This is a genomic window from Schaalia sp. HMT-172, from assembly GCF_030644365.1.
GTDB lineage: Bacteria > Actinomycetota > Actinomycetes > Actinomycetales > Actinomycetaceae > Pauljensenia.
In genome coordinates, this window is sequence record NZ_CP130058.1 from 391,245 (window position 1) to 416,699 (window position 25,455).

The 25,455-nt window shown below is 68.1% G+C and carries 19 protein-coding genes; 14 read left to right on the forward strand and 5 right to left on the reverse strand.

Annotation, left to right across the window (positions count from 1 at the left end; genetic code table 11):
• Window positions 1-22: 22 nt before the first annotated feature.
• On the reverse strand, window positions 23-3,439 hold the full coding sequence (locus tag QU663_RS01570) for an FAD-binding and (Fe-S)-binding domain-containing protein (protein ID WP_304990645.1): 3,417 nt from the start codon (window positions 3,437-3,439) through the stop codon (window positions 23-25).
• A 962-nt stretch (window positions 3,440-4,401) separates the two neighbouring features.
• On the opposite strand from QU663_RS01570, the gene QU663_RS01575 reads away from it, so the two are divergent.
• Entirely contained in the window at window positions 4,402-6,309 is a 1,908-nt protein-coding gene (locus QU663_RS01575; protein ID WP_021612039.1) for a hypothetical protein, read from the forward strand.
• A gap of 138 nt (window positions 6,310-6,447) precedes the next feature.
• Here QU663_RS01575 and QU663_RS01580 read toward each other — a convergent pair whose 3' ends face one another.
• The 3 genes from QU663_RS01580 to QU663_RS01590 all read right to left on the reverse strand — a co-directional run bounded on the left by QU663_RS01580 (window position 6,448) and on the right by QU663_RS01590 (window position 10,267).
• Window positions 6,448-7,593 carry an alpha/beta hydrolase gene (locus tag QU663_RS01580; RefSeq protein WP_021612038.1) on the reverse strand — a complete coding sequence of 382 codons (1,146 nt, stop codon included), beginning with the start codon at window positions 7,591-7,593 and terminating at the stop codon, window positions 6,448-6,450.
• Window positions 7,594-7,678: 85 nt separating this feature from the next.
• A complete protein-coding gene (locus tag QU663_RS01585) occupies window positions 7,679-8,836 on the reverse strand; it encodes a homoserine O-acetyltransferase (RefSeq protein ID WP_021612037.1) in 1,158 nt (385 codons plus the stop codon).
• Between the two features lie 105 nt (window positions 8,837-8,941).
• Window positions 8,942-10,267, reverse strand: a complete 1,326-nt coding sequence (locus QU663_RS01590) for an O-acetylhomoserine aminocarboxypropyltransferase/cysteine synthase family protein (protein WP_021612036.1) — start codon at window positions 10,265-10,267, stop codon at window positions 8,942-8,944.
• 460 nt (window positions 10,268-10,727) lie between these two features.
• Here QU663_RS01590 and QU663_RS01595 point away from each other — a divergent pair, with 460 nt between their 5' ends.
• The 7 genes from QU663_RS01595 to QU663_RS01625 all read left to right on the forward strand — a co-directional run bounded on the left by QU663_RS01595 (window position 10,728) and on the right by QU663_RS01625 (window position 17,173).
• Window positions 10,728-12,095, forward strand: coding sequence for an NlpC/P60 family protein (locus tag QU663_RS01595; RefSeq protein ID WP_304990646.1), 1,368 nt, complete (start codon window positions 10,728-10,730; stop codon window positions 12,093-12,095).
• 123 nt (window positions 12,096-12,218) lie between these two features.
• Window positions 12,219-12,944 carry a hypothetical protein gene (locus QU663_RS01600; protein WP_021612191.1) on the forward strand — a complete coding sequence of 242 codons (726 nt, stop codon included), beginning with the start codon at window positions 12,219-12,221 and terminating at the stop codon, window positions 12,942-12,944.
• A gap of 141 nt (window positions 12,945-13,085) precedes the next feature.
• Window positions 13,086-13,814: a hypothetical protein gene (locus tag QU663_RS01605; RefSeq protein WP_021612190.1), complete on the forward strand. Its 729-nt coding sequence runs from the start codon at window positions 13,086-13,088 to the stop codon at window positions 13,812-13,814.
• A 128-nt stretch (window positions 13,815-13,942) separates the two neighbouring features.
• On the forward strand, window positions 13,943-14,671 hold the full coding sequence (locus tag QU663_RS01610; protein ID WP_296493373.1) for a hypothetical protein: 729 nt from the start codon (window positions 13,943-13,945) through the stop codon (window positions 14,669-14,671).
• Between the two features lie 202 nt (window positions 14,672-14,873).
• Window positions 14,874-15,335, forward strand: a complete 462-nt coding sequence (locus tag QU663_RS01615) for a hypothetical protein (protein ID WP_021612188.1) — start codon at window positions 14,874-14,876, stop codon at window positions 15,333-15,335.
• Window positions 15,336-15,377: 42 nt separating this feature from the next.
• On the forward strand, window positions 15,378-15,695 hold the full coding sequence (locus tag QU663_RS01620; protein WP_021612187.1) for a hypothetical protein: 318 nt from the start codon (window positions 15,378-15,380) through the stop codon (window positions 15,693-15,695).
• Window positions 15,695-17,173, forward strand: a complete 1,479-nt coding sequence (locus QU663_RS01625; RefSeq protein ID WP_296493369.1) for a hypothetical protein — start codon at window positions 15,695-15,697, stop codon at window positions 17,171-17,173. The genes QU663_RS01620 and QU663_RS01625 overlap by 1 nt, the downstream gene beginning before the upstream one ends.
• Before the next feature lie 1,085 nt (window positions 17,174-18,258).
• Here QU663_RS01625 and QU663_RS01630 read toward each other — a convergent pair.
• The gene (locus QU663_RS01630) at window positions 18,259-18,753 is read right to left on the reverse strand and encodes an inorganic diphosphatase (RefSeq protein WP_034481636.1); all 495 of its coding nucleotides are present in this window, start codon (window positions 18,751-18,753) and stop codon (window positions 18,259-18,261) included.
• Between the two features lie 102 nt (window positions 18,754-18,855).
• On the opposite strand from QU663_RS01630, the gene dacB reads away from it, so the two are divergent.
• From dacB to folE, 6 genes are all read left to right on the forward strand, one after another.
• Window positions 18,856-20,211 carry a D-alanyl-D-alanine carboxypeptidase/D-alanyl-D-alanine-endopeptidase gene (dacB, locus tag QU663_RS01635; protein WP_370465130.1) on the forward strand — a complete coding sequence of 452 codons (1,356 nt, stop codon included), beginning with the start codon at window positions 18,856-18,858 and terminating at the stop codon, window positions 20,209-20,211.
• 4 nt (window positions 20,212-20,215) lie between these two features.
• Entirely contained in the window at window positions 20,216-21,058 is an 843-nt protein-coding gene (locus tag QU663_RS01640; protein ID WP_296493367.1) for a hypothetical protein, read from the forward strand.
• The gene (gene tilS / locus QU663_RS01645; protein WP_304990647.1) at window positions 21,048-22,193 is read left to right on the forward strand and encodes a tRNA lysidine(34) synthetase TilS; all 1,146 of its coding nucleotides are present in this window, start codon (window positions 21,048-21,050) and stop codon (window positions 22,191-22,193) included. Before QU663_RS01640 ends, tilS begins: the two co-directional genes overlap by 11 nt.
• Window positions 22,194-22,298: 105 nt before the next feature.
• The gene (hpt, locus tag QU663_RS01650) at window positions 22,299-22,838 is read left to right on the forward strand and encodes a hypoxanthine phosphoribosyltransferase (protein ID WP_021611714.1); all 540 of its coding nucleotides are present in this window, start codon (window positions 22,299-22,301) and stop codon (window positions 22,836-22,838) included.
• Between the two features lie 28 nt (window positions 22,839-22,866).
• The gene (gene ftsH, locus QU663_RS01655) at window positions 22,867-24,888 is read left to right on the forward strand and encodes an ATP-dependent zinc metalloprotease FtsH (RefSeq protein ID WP_021611715.1); all 2,022 of its coding nucleotides are present in this window, start codon (window positions 22,867-22,869) and stop codon (window positions 24,886-24,888) included.
• Entirely contained in the window at window positions 24,885-25,454 is a 570-nt protein-coding gene (gene folE / locus QU663_RS01660) for a GTP cyclohydrolase I FolE (RefSeq protein WP_009058008.1), read from the forward strand. The genes ftsH and folE overlap by 4 nt, the downstream gene beginning before the upstream one ends.
• Window position 25,455: the final 1 nt, after the last annotated feature.

The window sequence follows — 25,455 nt, forward strand, 5'->3', positions numbered from 1 at the left end:
GGGCCCACAGCAACACCGGGATTCAGGCCGAACGCCCCGCGAGCAGCGTCGCCAGGTGGACGCCCCCACGGCCCGCCAGCTGCGCCGCCTGGGTGCGGCACGAGAAGCCGTCCGCCAGGTACACGGCGTCCGGCTGGGCCGACAGGGATGGCAGCAGCGAATGCGAGGCGACCGCGACCGACAGGTCGTAGTGGCCCGCCTCCATGCCGAAATTCCCGGCCAGGCCACAGCACCCCTCGAGCCGCGTGACGCGCGCACCCAGCGACTCGAGCAGCGCCTGGTCCGTGTCCCACCCCATGACGGAGTAGTGGTGGCAGTGCGGCTGCGCGACGATCTCGACGCCCTCCAGGCTCGGCAGGTTGCGCGACGATTCCGGCACGGCCGACAGCACCTCGGCGAGGGTGTGCGTCGCGCCCGACACGAGCATCGAGCGCGGATCCTCGGGCAGCAGGTCCACCAGGTCGTCGCGCAGCACCGCCGTGCACGAGGGCTCGACGCCGACGATCGGGATCCCCGACGCTGCGAAAGGCGCAAGAACTCCCAGCAACGACGCCAAGTGCTTCTTCGCCCCGCTCAGCTGACCCGTCGTAATCCACGTCAGGCCGCAGCACGCGTCGGGCGCGACGATGGGCGCAAACCCGTTCGCTTCGAGCACGTCAACGACCGCGCGCGCCCCCGCGCCGTCCAGGGTCTGACTAAACGAGTCCGCCCACACGAGCGCATACGGCCGCCCGCCGGGGTCGCGCGGGCCGCCAAGGACCGGGGAGCCCACCGTCGACGAGGTAGTGGCAGCCTCGCGCTCGCGGGTGGAGTCGCACGAGGTCGGGGCGCCGCCGCGCGCGCGGGCAGAGTCGGACGAGGCCAGGGCGGCGCCGCGCTCGCGGGTATCGGTTGCGGCCGCGGAAGTTGCGGCCGCGGGAGCCGCAGTGCTGGAAGTCGCAGTGAAAGAAGATGCTGCGTCGCCAGCTGGGACGCAACCCGCCAGCAGGTTGCGGCGGCGAGCCCACGCGGTGACGGTGCCGGACTGGAGGGCGGGCATGCCTCGGCGAGGGTCGAGCCCGATGATACGGAAGGCCAGCGACCGCAGGGGGGCCACTGACATGATGGCGTTAGCGACGGCCGCCAGGCCGGGCACGCGCGCGGTGACGCGGGTGAGGCGCGGCAGCCAGCCGAGCGTGTAATGGCTGAGGGGGCGCAGGCGCCCCCGGTAGGTGCGGAAGAGCGCTTCAGAGCGGTAGCGGGCCATGTCGACGCCGGCGGGACAGTCGGCGGAGCAGGCCTTGCAGGCCAGGCACAGGTCAAGGGCCTCGAGGACTTCGGGGGAGTTGATGGCCTGAACGAGCTGCGAGTTCGCGGCCTCCTGGAGGATGCGAGCGCGCCCTCGGGTCACGTCCTTCTCGTCGCGGGTGGCCAGATAGGACGGGCACATGAATGTGCCGGGCACTCCGGCGCGGCACTTGCCCACGCCCGTGCAGCGGTGGACGGCCGCCGTGAAGTCGCCGCCGTCGTGGGTGAATGCGAAGCCGCCTTCGGCGGGCATGGGGTGTGCGGCGACGCGGCGCAGGTTCGCATCGAGGGGGTCAACGCCGGGCTGGAGCTCGAGCTGGCCGCCAGCAACGGCGAGTGGGCCGGACAGGTCGGATGGGCGAGAGGAGCCGGCGATGGCAGCATCGTCGGATGCGCGAGCGGAACCCGCGGAACCATCAGCACGCTGGGGCGTCGGTGTATCGGCAGCGCCGCTGCTCGTGGCCGGGCCAGCAGCGCCGACCGCGCGAGCGTCGGACCCGCGAGCGGAACCGTCGCCGCCGAGGGGAGCGGGATTACTGCCGGGGGCCTCGCCGTACCTGCCATTGGAACCGGCTCCGCCACCGACCCGCGACCCACCCAGACGAGCCCGAGCGCGGGAGGTGGCGTCGGCCTCGTCCATGGGGGCGGCGAGCACCCCGGGGTTGAGGAGGTTACCGGGGTCGAAGACGTGCTTGACGCGGGCGAACAGGTCGAGCATCTCGGGGGAGTACATGAAGCGCAGGAGCTCGCCGCGGGCGCGCCCGTCGCCGTGCTCGCCGGAGACGGAGCCGCCGTGGGCAGCGCAGATGCGGGCCGCGGACTGCAGGAACGCGCGCGAGTGGGTGACGCCTTCGGGGGTTTCGAGTGGCATGGCGAGGCGCACGTGCACGCAGCCGTCGCCGAAGTGCCCGTACAGGAGCCCGTCGATGTCGAACTCCTCCATGAGGGCGGTGAAGTCGCGCAGGTACGCGCCGAGGTTGTCGGGTGGGACGGCTGCATCCTCGAAGCCGGGCCAGGCTTGCTGGTCGCCGCCGCCCGCGCCGTCCGGCGGGGTGCGACCGCCCAGGCCCGCACCGTCGGCGCGGATCCTCCACAGGGCCGAGGCCTGGGCCCCGGGCGGGTACACGACCGTGTCGACGGCGGCGGAGGCGGCGCACAGGGCGCGTGCGCGTTCCAGGGAGGCGGTGACGTCTTCGCCGGGGGCTCCGACTTCGACGAGGAGCCAGCCTTCGCCCTCGGGCAGGGCGGGGACGGCGCCGGGGCCCTTGTGTGCGCGCACGACGTCGACGAGGCGCCGGTCCATGCCCTCCACCGCGAGGGGCGAGTGGGCCAGCAGCGCGGGCACGTCGTCGGCGGCCTCGATCATGGAGCGGTAGCCGAGGGCGGCGAGCACAGGCGCGTCGGGCAGCGGCACGAGGCGCACTGTGACGGACAGGATGAGGACGAGGGTGCCCTCGGTGCCGGTGAGCATGGCGGCGAGGTTGCGCCCGCCCTCGGGGGTGAGGTGTTCGAGGGAGTAGCCGGAGACCTGGCGCTTGAAGCGGCCGAGCTGCGTGCGGATCGGGGCCAGGTGGGAGTCGATGAGCGAGGCCAGCCCGGGCACGTCGCGAAGCGCCGAATCGTGCGAGGTCGTGGCCGTGAAGCGGCGCCCGCGCCCGTCCACGCAGTCGAGGGCGACGATGTTGTCGGAGGTGCGCCCCCAGGCGGTCGCGTGCGGGCCGCAGGCGTTGTTGGCGACCATGCCGGCGATTGTCGCGCGGTTCTGGGAGGAAGGGTCGGGGCCAAAACGCAGGCCGTGCTTCGCGGCGGCGGCCTGGAGGGTGGAGCCGACGCAGCCGGGTTCGACGGTGGCGGTGCGGGCCTCGGGGTCGATGGCGAGGACGCGGTTCATGTGCCGCGAGAAATCGAGGACGAGGCCGGGGCCGATCGCGTTGGACGCGCACGAGGTGCCGCCGCCTCGGGCGGTGAGGGGGACGCCGTGGGCGCGGGCGAGGTCGAAGGCCGCGAGGGCCTGCTCGGGCGTGCGCGGGAATGCGACGGCCAGGGGCACGATGCGCGTGAGGCCGGCGTCGGAGGAGTAGCGCGCTCGCGTGCCGACGGAGGCGTCGACGTCAATGAGTGCGCGCAGGTCAGACAGGAAGCTGTCGCTCATAGGGCCAGTGTGTCACGGTCGTGCCGCGCAAGTCGGCCCTTCCCGCTGTGCGGATGATCGCGCGGCGGTTATTAGGCCGGTTCGGGATCGTCGCGGAACATCCTGGGGAAAGGTGTCACGGGGACGGGAATGCGCTCGATAGGCGGAAAATGAGGGTTGACCGGCTGTGAAATATTTGGGTATGTCCGCGGCGCCGTCCTGGCCTCGAGGCAGAAGGGGGACAGTTCGAGGCGCGTCTCCTCGGACGCCGGAACGCGTGGTTCTGGCGCCGAGTATTCAACGATGTGCAGGTTCTTTCTGCCCATTGTTCCTCGCCTCGTCTGTCGATTGCTGTGTGTCGCGCAGTAGTCTAACCGGCTGGAAGGTTGCCTGTTGCTCGATTCGCGCGAATCACATCCCATCGTACACGATCTGGCCTTTTGGCGAGGCGGAATCGGAGTGGTTGTTCGGCATGTGTCAGTGGGTGTCGGACGCCCGGTGCTGCCTCTCGTGGGGCGTCGTATCCCTCGCATCGGGCGTTGCGTGGGATTGGAAGGTGGGGGCATGTTCTGTGGGGTGGTGGGCGCTAGCGGTTCGATTGTTGAGGCTGGGCGGCCGTGCGGGGCGAGCTGTGCGGGGCGAGCTGTGCGGGGTGGGGTGGGTGGTCGGATGGGGGCGTGGTGCCTATGTGGGGCTGTGTGTCGGGTGATGATGGGGTCGATGCCGTTCGTTCGGGGCTTGGGTGTGGGGGCTGGGTGCGCAGTGGGGCTCTTCGCTGTGATCGTGGTGGTCCGGCACGCTCTTTTACCGTCTTGAAGGCGTTTGCGTGTGGCGCATGTGACAGGCCGGGCTGTGTGTGAAGTGCTGCTGAGGTGCCATATGATTACGTGGTATCTATCCCATTGTCCCTGTGTCCTCTGTGTTTCTTTTGGAACGTATGAAACAATGGCCACGAGCGCCCCATACATGTGAAGGAAAGAGCGATGGCCCTGTTTGAGTTCGAGGATGGACACCTCGTCCCCGCTCAATTCGGATACCCGGTTGCGCAAGACCTGGGTCCTGATCTGGTGGACGCGATTTGCCAACAGGTCTTACAGATTGTGTCCCGTCCCCTGTTCCCGGTGACGTGGCGTGACATGACCGGACAGGACGACGAGGAGACACCGCGCCTGACGGCCCTCGACGTGACGGGCCAGATCGTCTCCGTCGAGATCCTGAAGCTCCTGGACTCCGAGACCCTCATTACCTCGCTGTCGCGGCTGGCGGTCGTCGCCTCCCTGTCGTGGTCGGACCTGGCGGCGGAGTATCCCTCGGGCCCCGAGGGCTTCCGCGCGGGGTGGGCCCAGTTCCGCGATTCGATGCCTCCGGCCGTGGGCCCGGGTCCCCGACTCATTATGGTCGCGGGCGAGATCGACCCCTCCGTGCGTCCCGCCCTGTCGATCCTGGCGACTTCCGGCGTCGAAGTGCACCTCATGAACCTGCGTCAGATGTCCAACGGTCGTCTCTTCCTGGACGTCAACGCGGTGGGCCCGCGCCTGTACGGGCACGCTCCGCAGCTGCTCGGCTCCGCTTCCGCCGCCCCGGCGCTCCCCGCTGCCGCGCCGGTCGAATCCGAGACCCCCGCCGAGGCTGACGAGCTCGACGACTCCCAGGTCGCCGCCGAGCAGTCGGAAGACGGCGCCGATTCAGACGCGCAGGACCGGGCCGAGGACGGCGCGGACACGCCGACCACGCGTCCCACCCCGAAGGTGGCTCCCCACCTGCGCGACGTGTTCAGCTACTCCGTGGACGAGGAACCCCCGGCCCCCTGGAAGCCCGCGGGCGAGGAGGAGAACGCCCAGGACACGGAGGACGAGGTCGTGGACGCCTCCGAGGAGAACGCCGAGCTGGGCGATGCCCCCGCCGGTGACGACCAGCGCGACGCCGAGCAAGGCGAGCAGGACCGCGCCGATGGCGAGCGTGGCGAGGACGCGCGCGAGGCCGACGTTCCCGAGGACCGCGACGACGCCGAGCACGACAACGACGCGCATGGTGACGATGAGACCGAGGCGCCCGAGACCGAGGCAGGCGCCGACGACTCCCGTGAGGAGGATGCCAGCGACGAGGAGAACGCCGAGCAAGGCGAGCAGGACCGCGCCGATGGTGAGCGTGGCGAGGACGCGCGCGAGGGCATGGAATCCGAGCACCGCGACGACGCCGATCATGCCGAAGACGAGCGCGGCAATGCCGAGCCTGAAAACGCCGAAGGCGAGCGAGTCGGCGGTGAGCCCGCCGACCACGCAGACGCAGAGCGCGACGGCGACGAGTGGGGCGACCATGGCCGCCCCGAGGAACGCGCCGTGAATGACAGTGATAAGAATGACAATGAGGAGGAGCAGCACGTGACCCAGGATGAGACGCCGCGCTGGGAGCGCCCCGCCCACCTGGGCAGTCGCGCGTCGCGCCGCACACAGGCCGAACCCGCCGAGCTCAACGACGGGGGAGCGACCGACGCGGCCACGGCCTCGTTCGTGGATCGCGCGGAGGAATCCCCCGAGGTCGTCGCCGCCCGCGACGAGGGCGTGCCCGTCCTCGGGCGCGACGAGGCCGGCCTGCGCACCCTCGCCCAGATCCTCGGCCAGGACACGCCCCTCGTGGCGCGCGGCGAGCTCGGGCTGCCGGATGACCTCGTCCTGGCGGCCAGCGGCGCCATCTCCGGCGCCGGCCTGACCTACCCGTCGCTCGAGACGATGCTGACCGCGCGCGGCATGGGCCACATCGACGCCTGGACCCTCGTGCGCATCGGCGACCGCCTGGGCCCAACCCTGGCCGAAGCCCTCGACGAGGTCAACCGCGAGATCGTCCGCGAATACGCGCACGCGCCCCGCGAGCGCCGCGCCGCGAGACACTGACACGCGCGACACGACGGGGGCGGCCCGGGATCGACGAATCCCGGGCCGCCCCCGTTGCATGCGCCGGTGACGCCGAGGCCAGAGGGGGCCGCACGAACGCCCCCGGATGGCCTCGCGCGGCGCCCGGAAGACGCGACGCTAGCCGACGAAGGCCTCTAGCCAGCCGCGCATCGTCGCGTAAACCTGCTCGCGCACGGGCGCGTCGGACAGGACCAGGTCGTGCTTGCCGGGGAATCGGGCGATCGTGACCAGGTCGGACAGGCCGAGGCTGCGCTGGGCGATGACGACCGGGTCCAAGACGGTGTCGGAGGTGAAGACGCGTTCGCACCACTCCTCGTCGACATAAGCGGAGGTGGACACCATGGAGAGCACGGGGCACTCCAGGTGCACGTCCTTCTCGACCGTTTCGTGTCCCGCCATGATGGCGTCGAGCCAGGAGGCGGGCACCGGGTAGGACTCGGGGCGCTTCCACTCCTGAATGATCGGCCAGCCCGCGACGGACGGGTCGTCGGCGGACAGGCCCTCGGGGATCGGCAGTCCGGAGGTGGCGCGCCCGGCGAGCGAACGCCCGTAGTGGCCGGTCCCGCCCGAGGGGACCTCCCACATGGGGTTGCGCGACGCGATGCGCCCGATGACGGGGGCCATCGCCCCGCGCCAGGCGGCCATCGACTGCATCTCGAGCCACGCCGAGTTCAACATCAGGCCGGCCAGGACGCCGGGGTGGCGGTGCGCCCACAGGGTCGCGATGAGGCCGCCCGTCGAGTGTCCCGCGAGGACGATGGGCTCGTCGTCGCGTTCGGAGCGGATGATCTCGATGGCCTCGCCGATCTCCTCGTCGTACACGGACAGGTCGTCCGTGTACCCGATGGTCTGGTGGGGGCGCAGCGACCGTCCGTATTTGCGCATGTCGAGCGCGTAGAACGCCGCCCCCGCCTCGCGCAGCCGATCCGCCATCTCGGTCTGGAAGAAGTAGTCGTTGCGTCCGTGCAGGTACAGGACGGTCAGGCGGGGGCTTTCGGGTGGGCGTGCGCGCACGAGGGTCGCGACGCAGGGGCCTTCCGCGTCGTCGATCAGCTCGATTGTGCGAGACTCGTAGCCGTCGCCCAGGATGTCGGCTCGCCACTGGGGCCCGGGTGGGCCGGCCTCGCCCCAGGGGGCCATGACGTCGCGCTCGGGGGTCGAATCGTCCGACGAGGCCTGGGGGGCCACCCCGGAAAAGTCGGGTAGGCCGGTCGTGTCGGGGGTGAGCTCGCCGCCGGGCGTGGGATTGCTGGTAACGCTCATTGGGTCAGCATAACGCGCGAGGCCGCCCCGGCCTCGTTGATGAGGAGGAGAAACCGGGGCGGCCTCGCGGAGAAAGCGGCGCTGATCAGGCGAAGGAGGATGCGCGCGAGGGGATGCGCTCGTTGAGGAACTCGTTGAGCAGGGCGGTGAGCTGGTCGTGTTCGATGAGGAAGCCGTCGTGCCCGTGGTCGGAGTGGATCTCGCGATAGAACGCGCCAGGAATGCCGGAGGCCATCTGCCAGACCTGCTCGGGGAAGAAAAGCCGGTCGGAGTCGACGGCGACGACGAGGGTGCGGGCGGTGACGGCCTTGAGCGCCTGAACGACGCCGCCGCGGTCGCGCCCCACGTCGTGGGAGAGCATCGTGCGGCACAGCGTCACGTAGGAGCCGGCGTCGAAGCGGCGCACGATCTTCTCGCCGTGGTAGTCCAGGTAGGACTCCACCGCCAGGCGGCCGCCGTGCAGGGGATCCTCGTCGTTCTGGGGGATGCGGCCGAAGCGCTCGTCGAGCTCGGAGGGGGAGCGGTAGGTGGTGTGCGCGATCTGGCGGGCCAGCGCCAGGCCGGCACAGGGGCCGGGGCCCGCGTAGTAATCGCCGCCGCGCCACGCGGGATCCAGCTCGATGGCGCGGATCTGCGTGTGCGTCCACGCGGCCTGGTCGGCGGTCGTCTGGGCGCCGGAGGCTACGACGACGAGGCGGCGCACGCGCTCCGGGTAGGTGACCGCCCACTCGATCGCGCGGTGGCCGCCCAGGGACGTGCCGATGACGATGTCCCACGTGTGGACGCCGAGGAGGTCGGACAGGAGGGCCTCGGCGCGGACCTGATCGCGCGTGGAGATGACGGGGAAGCGCGAGCCCCAGGGCACCCCGTCCGGCGCGAGCGAGGCCGGTCCGGTCGACCCCTGACAGCCGCCCAGCACGTTCGCGGCCACCACGAAGTAACGCTGCGTGTCGATGATGCGTCCCGGCCCCACGATCTGGTCCCACCAGCCGGGGGTCGGCTGGCCGGGCGCCGTCTCGCCGTACACGTGGGCGTCGCCGGTCAGCGCGTGCAGGATGAGGACCGCGTTGGAGCCGGCCTCGTCCAGCTCTCCCCACGTCTCGTAGGCGAGCGTCACGGAGGGCAGGATCTCCCCGTTTTCCAGGCGCTGGGCGCCCAGGTTCGCGAACTTGCGGAAGGCGACCGGGTCGCCCTCGCGCCAAGCACCGGAGGTGGGGGCGGGGGGCAGGTTGTGGCGGCTCATGATGTCCTTCTTTCGCGTGAGCGGTGACGTGAGAGCGGGAGGGGCGCGGCGGCCTCGGCGCATGAGGAGAGTGTGTATCTCGCCGAGGCCGCCGACGGCGGGTGTTCAGGCGGTGGCCGCGCGGGCCGCGTCAAAGCCGAGCTGCAGGTCGGCGAGGATGTCCTTAATGTTCTCCAGGCCGATCGACAGGCGCACCGTGCCGGGCGCCACGCCGGCCTTGGCCAGCTCCTCCTCGGTCAGCTGCGAGTGGGTCGTCGAGGCCGGGTGGATGACCAGGGACTTCGCGTCGCCGATGTTGGCGACCACGGGCAGGAGCTGCACGCCGTCCGCGAAGGCCCGGCCGGCCTCGTACCCGCCCTTGATGACGAAGGAGAGCAGGCCGCCCGTGCCCAGCGGCGCGTACTTCTTGCCCAGCTCGTAGTAGGGGGAGGATTCCAGGCCCGCGTAGTTGACGGACTCGACGTCCGGGTGTGCCTCCAGGAAGCGGGCGACCTCCAGCGCGTTGGAGACGTGGCGCTCGATGCGCAGGGAGAGGGTCTCGATGCCCTGGGAGATGAGGAAGGCGTTGAAGGGGGAGGTGACGGCGCCCAGGTCGCGGTTGATGAGCGTCTGGATGCGCAGCAGGAACGCCAGGTTCGCGCCCAGCGCGCCGCCGACGCCCAGGTCACGGGCGTAGACGAGGCCGTGGTAGGACTCGTCCGGCGTGTTATAGAGGGGGAAACGCTCGGGCTGGGAGGCAAAGTCGAAGTTGCCCGAGTCAACGATCGCGCCCGCGATCGAGGTGCCGTGGCCGCCCAGGTACTTGGTAGCGGAATGGACGACGATGTCGGCGCCCCACTCGATCGGGCGCACCAGGTAGGGGGTGGCGACCGTGTTATCGACGATGAGGGGCACGCCGACCTCGTGGGCGACCGCCGCGATGGGCTCGATGTCGAGGATATCGCCCTGTGGGTTGGGGATGGTCTCACCGTAGAAGGCGACCGTCTGGTCATCGGCGAGCGCGCGCCAGGCCTCGGGGTCGAGCGGGTCGGCGACGAAGCGCGCCTCGATGCCCAGTCGGCCCAGCGTGTTCTTCAGCAGGGTGACGCTGCCGCCGTACAGGGAGGGGGAGGCGACGATGTTGTTGCCTGCGACCGCCAGGGCGAGGATCGACAGGGCGGTCGCGGATTGGCCGGAGGAGACGAGGAGGCCGCCGACGCCGCCCTCGAGTGCCGCGATGCGCGCGGCGACGCCGTCGGTCGTCGGGTTGGTCAGGCGCGTGTAGATGGGGCCCAGTTCCTGCAGGGCGAAGCGGCTCGCGGCCTGCGCGGTGTCCTCGAAGGCGTAGGAGGAGGTTTGGTAGATGGGGAGGGCGGTCGCGCCGGTGGCGGGGTCGAGGTCGTATCCGGCGTGAATCTGCTTGGTTTCGAAGGACCAGTCGTTGGCGGTCATGTAGCGGCTCCTTGGGTTGGGGGTGTGTCGTCTCTGATTCCCCTCTGGCGGGCCGCTGATGCGGTGATAAGAACATGCGTCGAGGCGCGTCCCGCTGTTGGGGGACTGCGCGGCAGTCGCTGGTGCTGACGCGCAGTCAGCGGCACATTCGACGGTTCATGTCTCCATTCTTTGTCATGGGCGAGGCCGGGGCGCGCTGGTCCCGGATGGTGGACTTGTGTAACAGCCGGGGCGAGGAGCCGGCATGTGTGAGCAGACTCATAGTGATGGTTGAAAGTGGGATAACGAGGCCGGTAATTGCGCGGTAATCATGGTGCTGATGTTACTAATGTTGTAAATGATGCATGTGTGAAAGTTGGGTTTTATGGTGCGTTTGTTGCCAAGCGTGACGAAAGTGGATAGGCTTTTTCCCAGTACGCGCCCGCGGGCGCACCTGTTCACGCAACGGAATGAGACGACGATGAGACGACGCGGAACCATCCGCCTGGGCCTGACGGCACTCGCCGCCAGCGCCCTGCTGGTCCTGCCCCAGATGGCGCAAGCGGCTCCCTCCGAAGAGGAGATCGCTGCCGCCCAGGCCGCCGAAGAGGCCGCAAAAATGAGCGTCGCCGAAATCGAGGTCAAGCTGGCGGAAGTCAACGCGAGCGCCGCCACGGCCACGCAGAACGCGCAGATGGCCGGCGAGGACCTCAACGAGGCCAAGCTCGCCCTGGATGAGGCGACCAAGACCGCGGACAAGGCCTCGTCCGACGCCGACGCCGCCGAAGCCGCCTTCGAGGAGGGCAAGCAGCAGATCGCCTCCGTCGCCCAGACCGCCTACCGAGGCGGCGGTGGCACGCTCGACTCGCTCGCCCCCTACCTCGATTCCGATGGACTGCGCAGCGTCGAAACCAAGCAGGCCGGCATCAACTCATTCTCCTCCTCCGCCGAGGCGAAGATGCAGAACGTCGCAGCCCTCGAGCAGGTCGCCAAGGTCACCCGCGACGCGGCAAGCGCCGCGCGCGACAGCCAGCAGGCCGCCACCGACGAGGTCCAGGCGCGCACCGACGCCGCCAACAAGGCGGCCTCCGACGCGCAGAACCGCGCCTCCATCGTCGCGGCCCAGCGCGACTCCTACGTGCAGGAGCTCGCCACCAAGCAGAACACCACGGTCGACCTGATCAACCAGCGCGAGGCCGCCCTCGAGGCCGAACGTCAAGAGGCCGCCCGCGTCGCCGCCGAACAGGCCGCCGCCGCGCTCGAGGCGCAGCGCCAGGCAGACGCCGCCGCCGAAGCACAGCGCCAGGCCGACGCCGCCGCGCAGGCCGCCGCTCAGGCCCCCGCGCCTTCCTCTTCCGACAGCGGCTCGTCGTGGGATAACGACGATGACGACGACTACGTCGCACCCTCCTCCTCCAACGAGGAACCCAGCTACTCCTACGAGGAGCCCAGCTACTCCTACGAGGAACCCTCCTACTCCTACGGTGGAGCCTCCACCGCCATCGCAACCGCGCAGAGCTACCTCGGCGTGCCCTACGTGTGGGGCGGCGAGTCCTACGGCGGCGTCGACTGCTCCGGCCTGACGATGCTCGCGTGGGGCAGCGCGGGCGTGGATCTGCCTCACCTCTCGCGCGCCCAATACGGCTACGGGACGCACGTGCCGATCGGTTCCATGGAAGCCGGCGACCTGATCTTCTGGTCCTCCAACGGCACACAGTCCGGCATCTACCACGTCGCCATCTACCTGGGCGGCGGCCAGATGATCGAGGCTCCCACCTTCGGCGTGCCCGTGCGCATCACCGGCGTGTACAGCTGGGGATCCATCATGCCTTACGCCGTCAGGCTCTGAGCTTTCCAGCAAGGCGGGCGGGGGTCGCGCAGTCGCGCGGCCCCCGCCTCGTCATCCCAGCAGCGCAACCGCCCCCTGGACGCCGCTGCCCGCCCTGGCCTCGTCCTCGGATAGCATGAAGGCATGGAGAACTCAGCCCTTCAGAGCGACCGACACGAACCCGGCGCCACGTCGGCCGACGAAGAGGTGTCCGTCCCGCTTGACAACTCCACCAAGCGCGCATTCCGGGTCTTTGTCGGACTTATCCTGATCGTCGTGTACGGGCTGTTCTGGCGATTCGGCCTGCGCGGCTCGTGGGGACAATGGTCGATGCGCGCGCAGATGGCGGCCGCCGTCATCCCCACCTTCTTCATCCTCCTGTGGGTCCCCGTGGTCTGGGCCTCGCTTCGGTGGATGCTCCGCGACTTCATCAGGGCCCAGAAGTCTCCCCTCCTCGCTAAGCACGCGAAGGAGCCTCGCCCCTTCGCCGCCGCCTTCTCCTTTGTCTTCACTGCCGGCATCCTCGCGTTCGTCGCCTCCCGGGCATGGGGAAGCTACGGCCTCGCGGTCCAGGACTGGTGGGACGGGCCGACCCGACACGAGAACGTGAGCTGCCAGAACGTGCGCGAAGAGGAGGACGAGACCTTCCTGAAGCGCGCAAACAAGACCTACGTCATCTTCGACCTGGTGGGCGCCGACGGATACTCTCAGCACTTTGAGCTCAGGCTGTCCGACCTAGAGAAGGAGATGGAACGCGAGGATAGCCCCTACATCACCATCATGACCCTGTGCGAGGCGCAGGCCCCCGGCTTCGGCGTCTCCGTCTACGAGCGCACGGGCACCGTCGCCGAGGCCTGGCGACGCGACTAGGGGACGCGGCGCGAGCGCGGGGGGTCGCGGCGGTGCTCGCTCCCGGCCCGTCTGGTTGAGTCGCGCTGTTCGGGGGCGGGCCGCTCCCGCTGATTGATACTGCCTCGGGGACAGGGGTGAGGGTTGGGCTATTGTGGCCGCATGGCAACGACCTCGGATACGGCTGCGCAGACGGCCCGCGGTAACGGGATGAATTGGCTCTTCACCTCAAAGAATCTGACACCTGCGCAGCGGCGTTTGAAGCGAGTCATCATCGGCATCTGGGTCATCCTGGCATACGGCGTGGTGTGTGTCTTGGTGGGGAATGACCCGTGGACGATATGGAGGCTGTACGGAGGCCTTGCCGCCCTTGGGGTGCCGCTCCTGGTTCTCGTGTTCTGGTTCCCGGTTGTCTGGGCCTCGTTGCGGTGGCTCGCGCGAGTGGCCTGGAGGTGCGTCGTTCCGTCGTCGTCGGGCAGGCGCGGCGGCGTGTTGTCGCTCCTCGCTCCACTCCTTGGGCTCGGGGCGGCCACGTCGATCCTGTGGGCGGTCGGGTACGCCTCGCTGTATTACCTGACCCCCTACGTCCAGGATTGGCGTTTGGGAACGGTGCGCCACGAGGCCGTCACGTGTCGGGATTTCCGGGTGGACAACAGCATTGCGAACTACGGCAGAGGTAACGCTAGGGTGATGTACGAGTTCGAGTTGGTCAGCTCGGACGGCTCGTCGTGGAAATACAGGGAAGAAAAGAAGTGGATGGATCACAGGGTGGAGGCCGGCGAACAGCCCTACGCGACGGTGATAGAGGCGTGCCGCTCAGAGGGTGCGGAGATCGGGATCGTCGTGTACCCCCACTCGGGAACCATTATCGAGGCGTGGAGGAATCACTGACGCTGCTCACTTCACGCCGGTGCTCGCTCCCGGCCCGTCTGGTTGAGTCACGTTGTTCGGGGGCGGGCCGCTCCCGCTGATTGACACTGCCTGGGGGACAGGGGTGAGGATTGGGCTATTGTTGTCGCATGGCAACGACCTCGGATACGGCTGCGCAGACGGCCCCCGGTAATGTGATGAATAAGCTCTTCACCTCGAAGAATCTGACGCCCGCGCAGAGGCGCATGAGGTGGGTGATCATCGGTATCTGGGTCATCCAGGCGTACATCGTGGTGTGTGTCTTGGTGGGGGTCGACCCGTGGACGATATGGAGGCTGTACGCGGGCCTTGCCGGCCTTGGGGTGCCGCTCCTGGTTCTCGTGTTCTGGTTCCCGGTTGTCTGGGCGTCGTTGCGGTGGCTCGCGCGGGTGGTCTGGAGGTGCGTCGTTCCGTCGTCGTCGGGCAGGCGCGGAGGAGTTCTGTCGCTCCTCGCTCCGCTCCTTGGGCTCGGGGCGGCCACGTCGATCCTATGGGCGTTTGGGTACGCCTCGCTGTATTTCCTGACCCCCTACGTCCAGGATTGGCGTTCGGGAACGGTGCGCCACGAGGCCGTCACGTGCCGTGATTTCGACGTGGACAACAGCGTCACGAACTCCGGCAACGGTCACGCCAGGGCACAGTACGTGTTCGAGTTGGTCAGCTCTGACGGCTCGTCGTGGGAGTACAGGGAACGCAAGAGCTGGATGGATGACAGGGTGGAGGCGGGCGAACAGCCCTACGCGACGGTCATTGACGCGTGCCGCTCAGAGGGTGCGGAGATCGGGATCGTCGTGTATCCGCACTCGGGAACCATTATCGAGGCGTGGAGGAATCACTGACGCTGCTCACTTCACGCCGGTGCGAGGCGGGGGCCAAGGGTGCCGCTGGATCGCGCGCTGGGAGATACGATTGGCGAGTGACATATCGACGAGTCAGCATCGGGAGAAGCCGCGTCGGGGGATGCCTGCGCGGGTGAAGCGACGCGGGCGAGTTCTTCGAGCGGGGCGGCGGGCAGTTCCCAGGGTGAGATGAGCGGTTGCGGTGGCCGCGTGGCCCTTCCGCTTCGTGTTCTCCCTGCGCGCGGCGGACGTGGGGTGGGGGAGTGTGGGCTGGTTTGCTGCCCTGACTGTTCCGTTTCTTGTCACCGCTCTCGTGACGGGCGGCGTCGCGTGGCGGGGCTACTCGTATGCCGCTCCAGCCCTGGCCGACAGCCGGTCGGGGCCGGTTCGCTACGAGTCGGTGAGCTGCGACGGGATGTATCGGGCCGTCAAGCACACCAACGATGATGCTGGCGACATCGAGTACGTCTCCATGACGCTGACGAGCCCCGACGGGCTTGACCTTCCGGTGCGCGTCGCGTCGGCCGAGTTTGACCGTGGACTTCGCGCCCACGACGAGCCCTACGTCACGGTGATGGATGCATGTCGCGCCGAGGGGATGAAGATTGGGATCTCCGTGTATCAACACACGGGCATCGTCGTCGATGCTTGGAAAACAAACTGATGGTCTGGTAAGTTGGGCGAGTTGTGACGAAAGGACACGGCGATGGCAGACATCGACATTAATACAGACTCGTGGCGGACTCACGCGGGTGATACTGCTGGTATCGGCAAGACGGTGGAGCAGGGTGGAAGCGCGTACATGGCCGCCTTGGACGGCAACGTCTTCGGAGTCTTCACGCCCTTGATTCTTCCGGCCTACACGGCGGTGTCACAAATCTTCGCCCAACGTAACACCGAATTCGGTCAGCGTGTTCAAAAGGGGGCCGAGCTCCTCAAGAATGCCGCCAATGACTTCGATCGAAATGAGCAAACCTTGCAGGAGCGTTTCAACTCGATCGGTCAGCAGATTGGGGAACACTGATGGTATCTTCCGTTGAGATTGCCAAGCCAAAGTCAAACTGTGAGGCGGATTGGCTCAAAGATGCCGGCATTGTCGGCGATATTCGGGACCTCTGGAAGTCGAAGTCAGCTCTCGACGCGACGCTTAACAGTATTGGAGTCGTCGCTGACCTGGTTGATGCGGCGGTGAATCCGATCAAGACGGGGGTGTCGTGGGCCGTCAACTGGATCATCTCCCACATTGCTCCGCTGCCGGACATGCTCCAGCAGTTCACGGGCGACCCCGAGAAGGTAGAGGCCGCTGCCCTCACCTGGGAACGCATCGGGGACCAGTGGACGCAAGCCGCAGCGGAGCTTGAAGCAGCGGTCGCGGCGGGGCTCGACGCCCAGGTCTGCCGTACCCTCAGTGCCTACAAAGTTCAGATTGGAAGCGTCATCGAGACCTTTCGGTCGTTGGGCGACGCATGCAAGATCGTTGCGACATGCCTCAATATTTTGTCCGCCATGGTCAAGATCGTCTACGATCTCACCCGCGAGGCCATCGGTGACCTGATCGGTACTTTCGTTCAGTCGGTGGCGGAAGCCGTGGGCACCGTCGGGCTCGCAGTCCCCGCCATCATCGCTCAGATCTCCGCGACCGTGTCAAAGTGGGTCACTCGTATCACGACGAAGGGCAAGCAGGTCCTCAATGGGTTCCAGGAGGCTCTGAAATCCTTCACGAAGCTGGATGGTGTCCTTGAGAAGCTCGGCGGTGCGCTCAAGAAGCTCTTTTCTCATGTCGGTGACGTTCCCGATAAGGTTCATGATGCGTGGAAGGCCGGAAAGCATAAGGTTGACGACCTCGCGGATGGCGTTGAGGATGCGTGGAAGGCCGGAAAGCATAAGGTTGACGACCTCGCGGATGGCGTTGAGGATGCGTGGAAGGCAGGAAAGCATAAGGTTGACGACCTCGCGGATGGCGTTGAGGATGCGTGGAAATCTGGAAAACGTAAGATCGGTGATTTCGTCGACGACCCGAAGGCTGCCCTGAAGGCAGGCGCGGATAAGATCGGTGATCTCGCCGAGGATGCGTGGAAGGCAGGAAAGCATAAGGTTGACGACTTCACGGATGGCGTGAAAGATGCCTGGGCGACTGGCAAACGCGGAGTTGGCGAATTTATCGACGACCCGAGAGCCGCGATGAAAGCCGGAGGCGAGAAGGCCCATGAGTTTTACAGCTCAACCGTTAGGAAGCCGATTGACTACATGGGGAAACCGTCGGAGTATGCCGAGGAAGTCGGCAAACAGTGGGGAGAAAAGGCCACTCGCTTCATATATCGAGGCCAATCCGCTGAGCGACTCGAAAAGCTTGACGAATTCTTTGCGCGCGGCGATCGCGCCATCCCCTTCAAAAAGGCGCGAGACGCGCTGAGTGACGTCAATGATTACAAGGAGCTCTGGAAAAAGACTACGGAAGTCTACGGACAGTCGGGTCTGCCCTCGCAGAACAAAGAGGACTAGCATGCCTGCCCGTGCGCCCCGCAGGCGGGGCGCACGGGCAGCGTCAACAGGGCTATAGGACAAGACGTGTTGGTCGTGGCTCGGTCCCAGGCATCGTCGAGGGCGGTGTCGTTGGGCTAGCGTGCTCGCGCCGCAGCTCCTCAGACAGGATGTGCCCCATCGTGAAGATTTCACCTGATTGGGAGCATTCGACCCGTGAGGGAGCGTGGCACCAGGGGTAATGGTGCGGGTTTTGCATCATTGGAAGCCTCCCTTCGGCGTGTCGGCGGCGTGTCGTCTCAAAGCTCGGCCAGGCCCTGCCTCCGCCCATCAATGTCGCACGTAATTCCCATGCGATTAGTTCAAATGTTGAATTCACATCGTTGGAATTGCAACGTTTTCGGGTGGTCTCAAAAAGTGACCGAGGGAAATTACGTGCGAAACTTGTCTGGAGGTTGTCGGGTCGCCGCTCGCGGGTGCCGTGTCTAGGCCCGTGTCTCGAAGCGCGCCCGTGCTCTCCGACCCTCCGCCCTCTACCCCTGGGTGTATTTCGGGCTGACGATGGGGGTTTTGCAGCATTAGAAGCCTCCCTTCGGCGTGTCGCCGGCGTGTCGCGCCTCTATTGGTGCAATTCCCCCCGTTTGGTGGCGCCCTCGACGTGGGGTGAGCTCGACCGTGCACCTCTCTACAGTGCAATTACCCCGTTTGGTGGCGGTGAGGTCGAGGTTTGAGGCAGTGTGGCACCCAAAGCGCAGACCACTTCGGCGAACTGCCCACTGACGCGGAGTGTCCGCACCTGGCCACGCGTTCGCCCGCACATCAGGCACGTGGGGGCATTCACGCCCACGATGAAACAACCACCTACAACACCGGTCGTTTCGCACCAGCAAGCCGAAAAGTCGTCACAAAACCAACGCGTTTTATCCTTCCTTCACGTTGGCTCCCACCACCTCCAAGACCGATTGTTCCGCATCAGCAAGCAGAAAAGTCACCACAAAATCAACACGTTTTGTCCTTTAACCCACGCGTTTTGTCCTTTCACCCCGTCAACAACGCGGTGGGGCCGCGCAGACCAAGTCTGCGCGGCCCCACCGTTACGTATCGGCTCAGTGCCCGCCCTCGTGCTCCTTGAGGCGCTCGTAAGAGCGACGAATCTCGGCCTCCGCTTCTTCGCGGCCGACCCAGTGCGCGCCCTCGACGCTCTTGCCGGGCTCGAGATCCTTGTAGACCTCAAAGAAATGCTGGATCTCCAGGCGGTGGAACTCCGAGACGTCGTCGATCTCGGTGCGCCACGACGCGCGCTGATCCGACGCGGGAACGCACAGGACCTTATCGTCGCCGCCCTTCTCGTCGCGCATGCGGAACATGCCGAGCGCGCGGCAGCGGATCACGCAGCCGGGGAACGTGGGCTCCTCGAGAAGCACCAGCGCGTCCAGCGGATCCCCGTCCTCGCCCAGGGTGTCGTCAATGAACCCATAGTCGTCCGGGTAGCGCGTCGACGTGAAGAGCATGCGGTCCAGGCGGATGCGACCCGTCTCGTGATCGATCTCGTACTTGTTCCGATTCCCCTTGGGAATCTCGATGGTGACGTCAAACTCCATGTTCGAGCCTTCCATGTCAGCCCCGAAACTCGGGGGTCCGGTTGGTTGAGTCGGCGCATGGACGGGTACTGTAGCTACCGAGGTAACCACGAAGGGACATCCATGCATCGCACGTCTATGGGGCCAATTGTAAGCGCAAGCACCGCACTTGTGGCGACTGTCGCTTTTGCCTGCGCGGGCTGTACCACGAACGGCCCCACGCCCGCTGCCGCCCCGACCGCACCCGCGCTCGAGCCCGCCACCGCGTCCGTGCCCGCCCAGGCCTCGGGCAACCCGGTGAGCGCCGCCGACGTGCAGGCGCTGTGGGCCCCCGTCGCCGCCGCTGCCGCCGAAGGCGGATACGTCGCGTGGGGCACCGTCGTCGACGCCCAGACCGGCGAAGTCCTCCTCGACGCGGACGCCTCCGTCGCCCACACGACCGCCTCCACCACGAAGACCCTCGCGGCCTTCTCCGCACTCACCCACCTCGACCCGACCGTGACCCTGGCGACCAGCGCCCTCCTGGGCGGCGACAACCAGACCCTCTACCTCGACTCCGAGGGCGACCTTCTCCTGGGGGCGGGCACCAGCGAAGACACCGACGTGTCGGGCCGCGCCGGGCTCCAAACACTCGCCAACGATACGGCCGCCGCCCTCGCCCAGCGCGGTGTCACCTCCGTGACCCTGAACTGGAGGGGCACCCTCTTCGACGGCGCCTCCCACCTGTCCTCCTGGGACGCCCAGGAGGTCGGCAGCTACGAGGGCCACGTCGGCCCCATGGCGATCGACGCCGGGCGCACCTTCGAAGGCGCGAACGACTTCTACGCGGACGCCCCCGGCCACGTCGCCCAGGTCTTCGCCTCGGCACTGACCTCCGCGGGAGTGAGCGTCAGCCTCGGCGAGGCCGGGGAACCCCCCGCGGGCGCCTCCCCCCTCGCCTCCGTCTCCTCCGCGCCGATGGGGGAGCAGCTACGCTGGATGCTCGCCCACTCGGACAACACGCTCGCCGACCAATACTGCCGCTTCGCCGCGCGCGCGGCCGGCGCCCCCACCACCTACGAGGGCGCCACCTCGACCATCGAGTCCACCCTGACCTCGGCGGGCATCCCCACTGACGGCCTGTTCCTCGAGGACTGCTCGGGTCTGTCCAGTAACGACAAAATCAGCGCCAACACGCTCGTTGGCGTCCTCAAGGCCTCGTATACGGGGCAGGGAACAGGTGCGGACACGATTCGTCTCCTGCCCTGGGCGGGCCTGGTCGGCACGCTCTCCCAACGCATGAACGAGGCGCCGGCCGCCGGCAACGTTCAGGCAAAGACGGGCTCCCTCCAAGAAGTCACCTCCCTGTCGGGTTCGGTCCGAACGCGCAGCGGCCGCCTCCTCCTCGTCTCGATCGGCAACGACCAGGTCACCGACGGCGCCTACGCCACGCGCGGCTACCTGGACGCCTTCGAGGAAGGCCTGGCCGGGCTAAACTAACCCCATGGATATGCCGTTTGGCCCGCGCGACGTCGCGGGAGTCCTCGCTTCGATGTCCTACGCGGGCCCGTCGGCCTCGCGCGTAGGCGCCTCCGCTGTCGTGGCGCGTCTACGCCGGTCGGTGGCGTGGTCGGACCGCCGACTCGCGGAGCTGTCTACCCTGCCCCAGGCCTCCGCGACGGTCGCCCAGTCTCAGACGCTCGTCGTCGACCGGCGCGGGCTGATCCGTCGGGTCGGCGCGATCCTGGACCGCTTCGAAGACACGCGCACGCCCAAGGTCCTGGCCGCCGAAACCATCGTGCTGCGCGCCCTCGCCAAAGCCGCGACGGGCATCTGGGACGTGACCGCCGCGCGCCGCATCCTCGTGGCCCCCAACGTCCTCGCGGACGCCCAGCGCTACGCCCTGGACCAGACGGACTGGTGTCGCTGGGTGTCCCTGTGCACGGGCCTGCGCGGCGTCCACCTCACCCACGCCCCCCACCTCGTGCCTCACGTCGCGGAGCTGATGCGCGCCCTGCCCGAACGCAGCGACGAACTCGTGCGCATCGTCCTCCTCCTGGACGCGCTGCCTACCGCCGAAATGGAGGTCCTCACGCCCAAAGACCTGCCGTCCATCCAATGGCTGCGCGCCCATCGCGCCCACGCCGGGGGAGTCGCCCTGGTGCGCGCGTGCGCGGCCGCGGGCATGCCGCTGGCCGGCGTCGAGGCCCTCCAAGCCCAGACCGAGGGCTTCGCCCGCACGGTCGTGCGCGAGGGCGCGGTCGCTGCCCTGCTCTCCGACGTCGAGGCGCTGCCCACCGCCAGCGAGTACGCTTCGCCCACGACGTGGCTCGCGCGTGTGCGCTGACGCCTCGCGCCTCGTGGGCGCCAACCCCCGAGGCCACCTGCGCGCCTGCTCGCTCGCGGTACGCGAGAGCCTGCGCGCATTCATCGACGAGGCCGGGGTGCCTCCCGCCCTCGTCGTCGGCCTGTCGGGGGGAGCGGATTCCCTGGCGCTGGCGCTGACCGTCATCGACGTCGCCGACCGCCTCGGCATTCCGGTCGTCACCGTGACCGTCGATCACGGCCTGCGGGAGGGGAGCGGGCTCGAGGCTCGCCGCGTCGCTGACCTGGCCGCCTCCTGGGGGGCGCGAGCCCTCGTCGACACCGTGACGGTCGACGGGCGCGGAGGCCCCGAGGGGGCAGCGCGTGACGCCCGGCGAGCCGCCCTGCGCGCGGTCGCACGGCGAGAGTGTGCCCCGATCCTCCTCGGCCACACCATGGACGACCAGGCCGAGACGGTCCTCCTGCGCCTCGCGCGAGGCTCCGGGCCCTCGTCCCTGCGGGCCATCGCCCCGATCTCGCGCGACGCCGACGGCGTCACGTGGCTGCGCCCCCTCCTCGGGCTGCGCCGAGGGGACACGGAGGGCGCCTGCGCCCAGGCGGGCCTGACCCCCGTCCACGACCCGACTAACGACGTCGACGGCCCGTGGCGCGCCGCCGACGGGAGCGCCCTGCGCCGCAGCGCCGTGCGCCAGCGCGCCATCCCCGCCCTGGCCGCGGCCCTCGGCGTCGACCCGGTGCCCGCCCTCGCCCGCACGGCCGCCCTCTGCGCCGCAGACGACGACGCCCTCAACGACTGGGCGCGTACCCTGACCGCGCTCGCGTCCGACGAGCAGGCGCTCGCGGGAGGCGCGCCCCACGTCGACGAAGGCAAGCGGGCGGACGAGCCGGCCGGGGCCTCGTCCCTGCGGATCGCCGACCTGGCGGGCGCCCCCCGAGCGGTGCGCACGCGCGCGCTGCGCGAGGCGGCCCAACGCGCGGGCATCCGCGGCCTGTCGGGGACGCACCTGGATGCCCTCGACGACCTGGTCGTCGCGTGGCGAGGGCAGGGCGAGATCCCGCTGCCCGGCGGCGGCGCGCGCCGAGTCGGGCGCGCTGGCGGGGCGCGCATCGTCCTCGCGGCGCGCGGGCGTGAGCCGACGGTGTTGCGCTCACAGTGAGAATCCATGCCTTCCTGGCACAACCACGCGGTTATATGGCACGCTTATAGTGCAACCGCTCGCGGAGCACCGATACGAAAAGAGGACACGGTGGACGCCACCGACATGGGAAACGATCTGAAAGAAATCCTCGTCACCGCCGAGGACATGGACCGTAGGCTCGGCGAGATGGCCGAGCAGATTGACCGCGACTACGCGGGCAAGGAACTGCTCATCGTCGGTGTCCTGCGTGGCGCCGTCATGGTGATGGCCGACCTGTCCCGCAAGCTGCACACGCCCCTCGAGATGGACTGGATGGCCGTCTCCTCCTACGGCTCGGGCACGAAGAGCTCGGGCGTCGTGCGCATCCTCAAGGACCTCGACCAGGACGTCGCCGGGCGCCACGTCCTGATCGTCGAGGACATCATCGACTCGGGCCTGACGCTGTCGTGGCTGCAGGCCAACCTCATTGGACGCGGAGCCGCCTCCGTCACCATCGCGACCGCGCTGCGTAAGCCTGCCGCCGCGAAGGTTGACATCGACGTGACCTACGTGGGCTTCGATATTCCCGACGAGTTCGTCGTCGGCTACGGCCTCGATTACGCGGAAAAATACCGCAACCTACCCTTCGTGGGGACGCTCCAGCCCCACGCCTACGCCAACTAACAACTCCGGAACCTGATAAGGGACATACGTGAACGACAAGACGAAGAATAAGCGCCCGAGTTTGGCGTGGGTGACGATTCCGCTCGTCATCCTGCTCGCGGGCGGATGGTTCCTCTGGCAGGCGTTCCAGCCTCGCTCGATTTCCACGTCCGAGGGTATGGCGCTCATCTCGGGGACCACCGTCGAGAAGGTCGTCCTCAACGAGGGCACCCAGCAGGTGAACCTGACGCTGAGCGAGGACTACCACCACGAGAGCACGGGCGTGGGCGACCCCTCCGCGAACCTCGGGAAGAACGTCTACTTCACGTACTCCTACGTTCAGACGAAGGACATTTTGGACACGGTGGCGGCCCAGGCGCCTTCCAAGGGCTGGAACGCGGTGCGTCCCCAGTCCAGCGCCCTGGGCGCCATGTTCCAGCTGATCGTCCCGCTCCTGATCCTCATGGGCGCCTTCTACTTCATCATGCGCTCCATGTCGGGCTCGCGGATGATGGGCGGCTTCACCCAGTCCCGCGCCAAGGAATTCAACCAGGAACGCCCGGACGTGACCTTCGCGGACGTGGCCGGTGAGGACGAGGCCGTGGAGGAGCTCGAGGAGATCCGCGAGTTCCTGGCGTCCCCGGACAAGTTCCACAAGGTGGGCGCGCGCATCCCGCGCGGCGTCCTGCTCTACGGGCCTCCCGGGACCGGTAAGACCCTGCTCGCCAAGGCTGTGGCCGGCGAGGCGAAGGCCCCCTTCTTCTCGATCTCCGGTTCGGAGTTCATGGAGCTCTACGTCGGCGTGGGCGCCTCGCGCGTGCGCGAGCTCTTCGAGCGCGCCAAGAAGAACGCGCCGGCCATCATTTTCGTCGACGAGATCGACGCGGTGGGTCGCCACCGCGGCAGCGGCATCGGCGGCGGTAACGACGAGCGCGAGCAGACGCTCAACCAGCTCCTCGTCGAGATGGATGGCTTCGACGAGCGCGCCAACATCATCCTCATCGCGGCGACCAACCGCCCCGACATCCTGGATCCGGCGCTGCTGCGCCCGGGCCGATTCGACCGCCAGATCGCCGTCGAGGCCCCGGACCTGAAGGGCCGCGAGGCGATCCTGAAGGTACACGCGCAGGGCAAGCCCCTCACGCAGCAGGTGGACCTGCGCCAGATCGCCAAGCGCACGCCCGGCTTCACGGGCGCGGACCTGGCGAACGTCCTCAACGAGGCGGCGCTGCTCACCGCGCGCTCGAACATGCAGTTCATCGACGAGCGAGCCATCGACGAGGCCATCGACCGCGTCATCGCCGGACCGCAGAAGCGCACCCGCGTCATGAACGATCACGACAAGGCCGTGACCGCCTACCACGAGGCCGGCCACGCCCTGGCCGCCGCGGCGTTGAACTACACGGACCCGGTCACGAAGGTGACGATCCTGCCGCGCGGGCGCGCCCTGGGCTACACGATGGTCATGCCCACCGAGGACCGCTTCAACAAGACCCGCAACCAGCTCCTCGACGACCTGGTGTACGGCATGGGCGGCCGCGTCGCCGAGGAGATCGTGTTCCGCGACCCCTCGACCGGCCCCGCCAACGACATCCAGCAGGCCACGAAGACGGCCCGCGCGATGGTCACCGACTACGGCATGAGCGACCGCATCGGCATGGTCAAGCTCGGCGACGCCGACACCGAGGCCTTCGGTCACGGCTCGGGTGAGGGCCCGCGCGCCTTCTCCGACGAGACCGCAGCGATCATCGACGAGGAGGTTCGCCGCCTCCTGGACAACGCGATGCGCGAGGCGTGGCGCATTCTCTCAGAAAACCGCGCGGTTTTGGACACCCTGGCGTCCCGCCTCCTGGAGGAGGAGACCCTCGACGAGGCGCAGCTCGCGGAGATCTTCAAGGACGTCGTCAAGGCGCCCGAGCGTCCCGTGTGGAACTACCAGTCGGACGCGGCCGTCCCCGGCGCCCTCATGGGCAACCCGGTCGGCGTGAACTCCGCCGAGTCCTCGGCGACCGACGCCGTTGCGGCCCCCGACCTGGACACACCGGCTAACGAGAACGAGGAGCAGGCGTGACCTACGATGCCGCAGCCGTGGAGAAGGCCTCGCGCGACCTGCTGGTCGCGATCGGCGAGGACCCCGAGCGTGAGGGCCTGATCGGTACTCCTGACCGCATGGCGCGCGCGTGGCGCGAGATGTGCTCCGGCCTCTTCGAGGACCCCCGCGAGCACCTGCGCACGCAGTTTCATGCGGGCACGGACGAGCTGGTGCTGGTCCGCGACATTACTTTCCACTCGGTGTGCGAGCATCACCTGCTGCCCTTCTACGGCCGCGCGCACGTGGGCTATATTCCGCGCGGCGGCGTCGTCACGGGCCTGTCGAAGCTCGCGCGCCTCGTCGAGGGCTATGCGCGGCGCCCCCAGGTGCAGGAGCGCCTGACCGCGCAGATCGCCGACGCCATTGACGAGGTCCTCGATCCTCAGGGCGTCATCGTCGTCATCGAGGCGGAGCACATGTGCATGTCGATGCGCGGCATCTCCAAGCCGGGCTCGTCGACCGTGACGAGCGCGCTGCGTGGCATCATGAGCGACGGCGCGACCCGCGCGGAGATGATGGCCCTCGTCCTGTCGGGGAGCCGCTGAC

Bases quoted from the DNA above. Each gene is read 5' to 3' on its own strand.
- QU663_RS01570 (WP_304990645.1), bottom strand. From the start codon at position 3,439: ATGAGCGACAGCTTCCTGTCTGACCTGCGCGCACTCATTGACGTCGAC.
- QU663_RS01575 (WP_021612039.1), top strand. From the start codon at position 4,402: ATGGCCCTGTTTGAGTTCGAGGATGGACACCTCGTCCCCGCTCAATTC.
- QU663_RS01580 (WP_021612038.1), bottom strand. From the start codon at position 7,593: ATGAGCGTTACCAGCAATCCCACGCCCGGCGGCGAGCTCACCCCCGAC.
- QU663_RS01585 (WP_021612037.1), bottom strand. From the start codon at position 8,836: ATGAGCCGCCACAACCTGCCCCCCGCCCCCACCTCCGGTGCTTGGCGC.
- QU663_RS01590 (WP_021612036.1), bottom strand. From the start codon at position 10,267: ATGACCGCCAACGACTGGTCCTTCGAAACCAAGCAGATTCACGCCGGA.
- QU663_RS01595 (WP_304990646.1), top strand. From the start codon at position 10,728: ATGAGACGACGCGGAACCATCCGCCTGGGCCTGACGGCACTCGCCGCC.
- QU663_RS01600 (WP_021612191.1), top strand. From the start codon at position 12,219: ATGGAGAACTCAGCCCTTCAGAGCGACCGACACGAACCCGGCGCCACG.
- QU663_RS01605 (WP_021612190.1), top strand. From the start codon at position 13,086: ATGGCAACGACCTCGGATACGGCTGCGCAGACGGCCCGCGGTAACGGG.
- QU663_RS01610 (WP_296493373.1), top strand. From the start codon at position 13,943: ATGGCAACGACCTCGGATACGGCTGCGCAGACGGCCCCCGGTAATGTG.
- QU663_RS01620 (WP_021612187.1), top strand. From the start codon at position 15,378: ATGGCAGACATCGACATTAATACAGACTCGTGGCGGACTCACGCGGGT.
- QU663_RS01625 (WP_296493369.1), top strand. From the start codon at position 15,695: ATGGTATCTTCCGTTGAGATTGCCAAGCCAAAGTCAAACTGTGAGGCG.
- QU663_RS01630 (WP_034481636.1), bottom strand. From the start codon at position 18,753: ATGGAGTTTGACGTCACCATCGAGATTCCCAAGGGGAATCGGAACAAG.
- dacB (WP_370465130.1), top strand. From the start codon at position 18,856: ATGCATCGCACGTCTATGGGGCCAATTGTAAGCGCAAGCACCGCACTT.
- QU663_RS01640 (WP_296493367.1), top strand. From the start codon at position 20,216: ATGGATATGCCGTTTGGCCCGCGCGACGTCGCGGGAGTCCTCGCTTCG.
- hpt (WP_021611714.1), top strand. From the start codon at position 22,299: ATGGGAAACGATCTGAAAGAAATCCTCGTCACCGCCGAGGACATGGAC.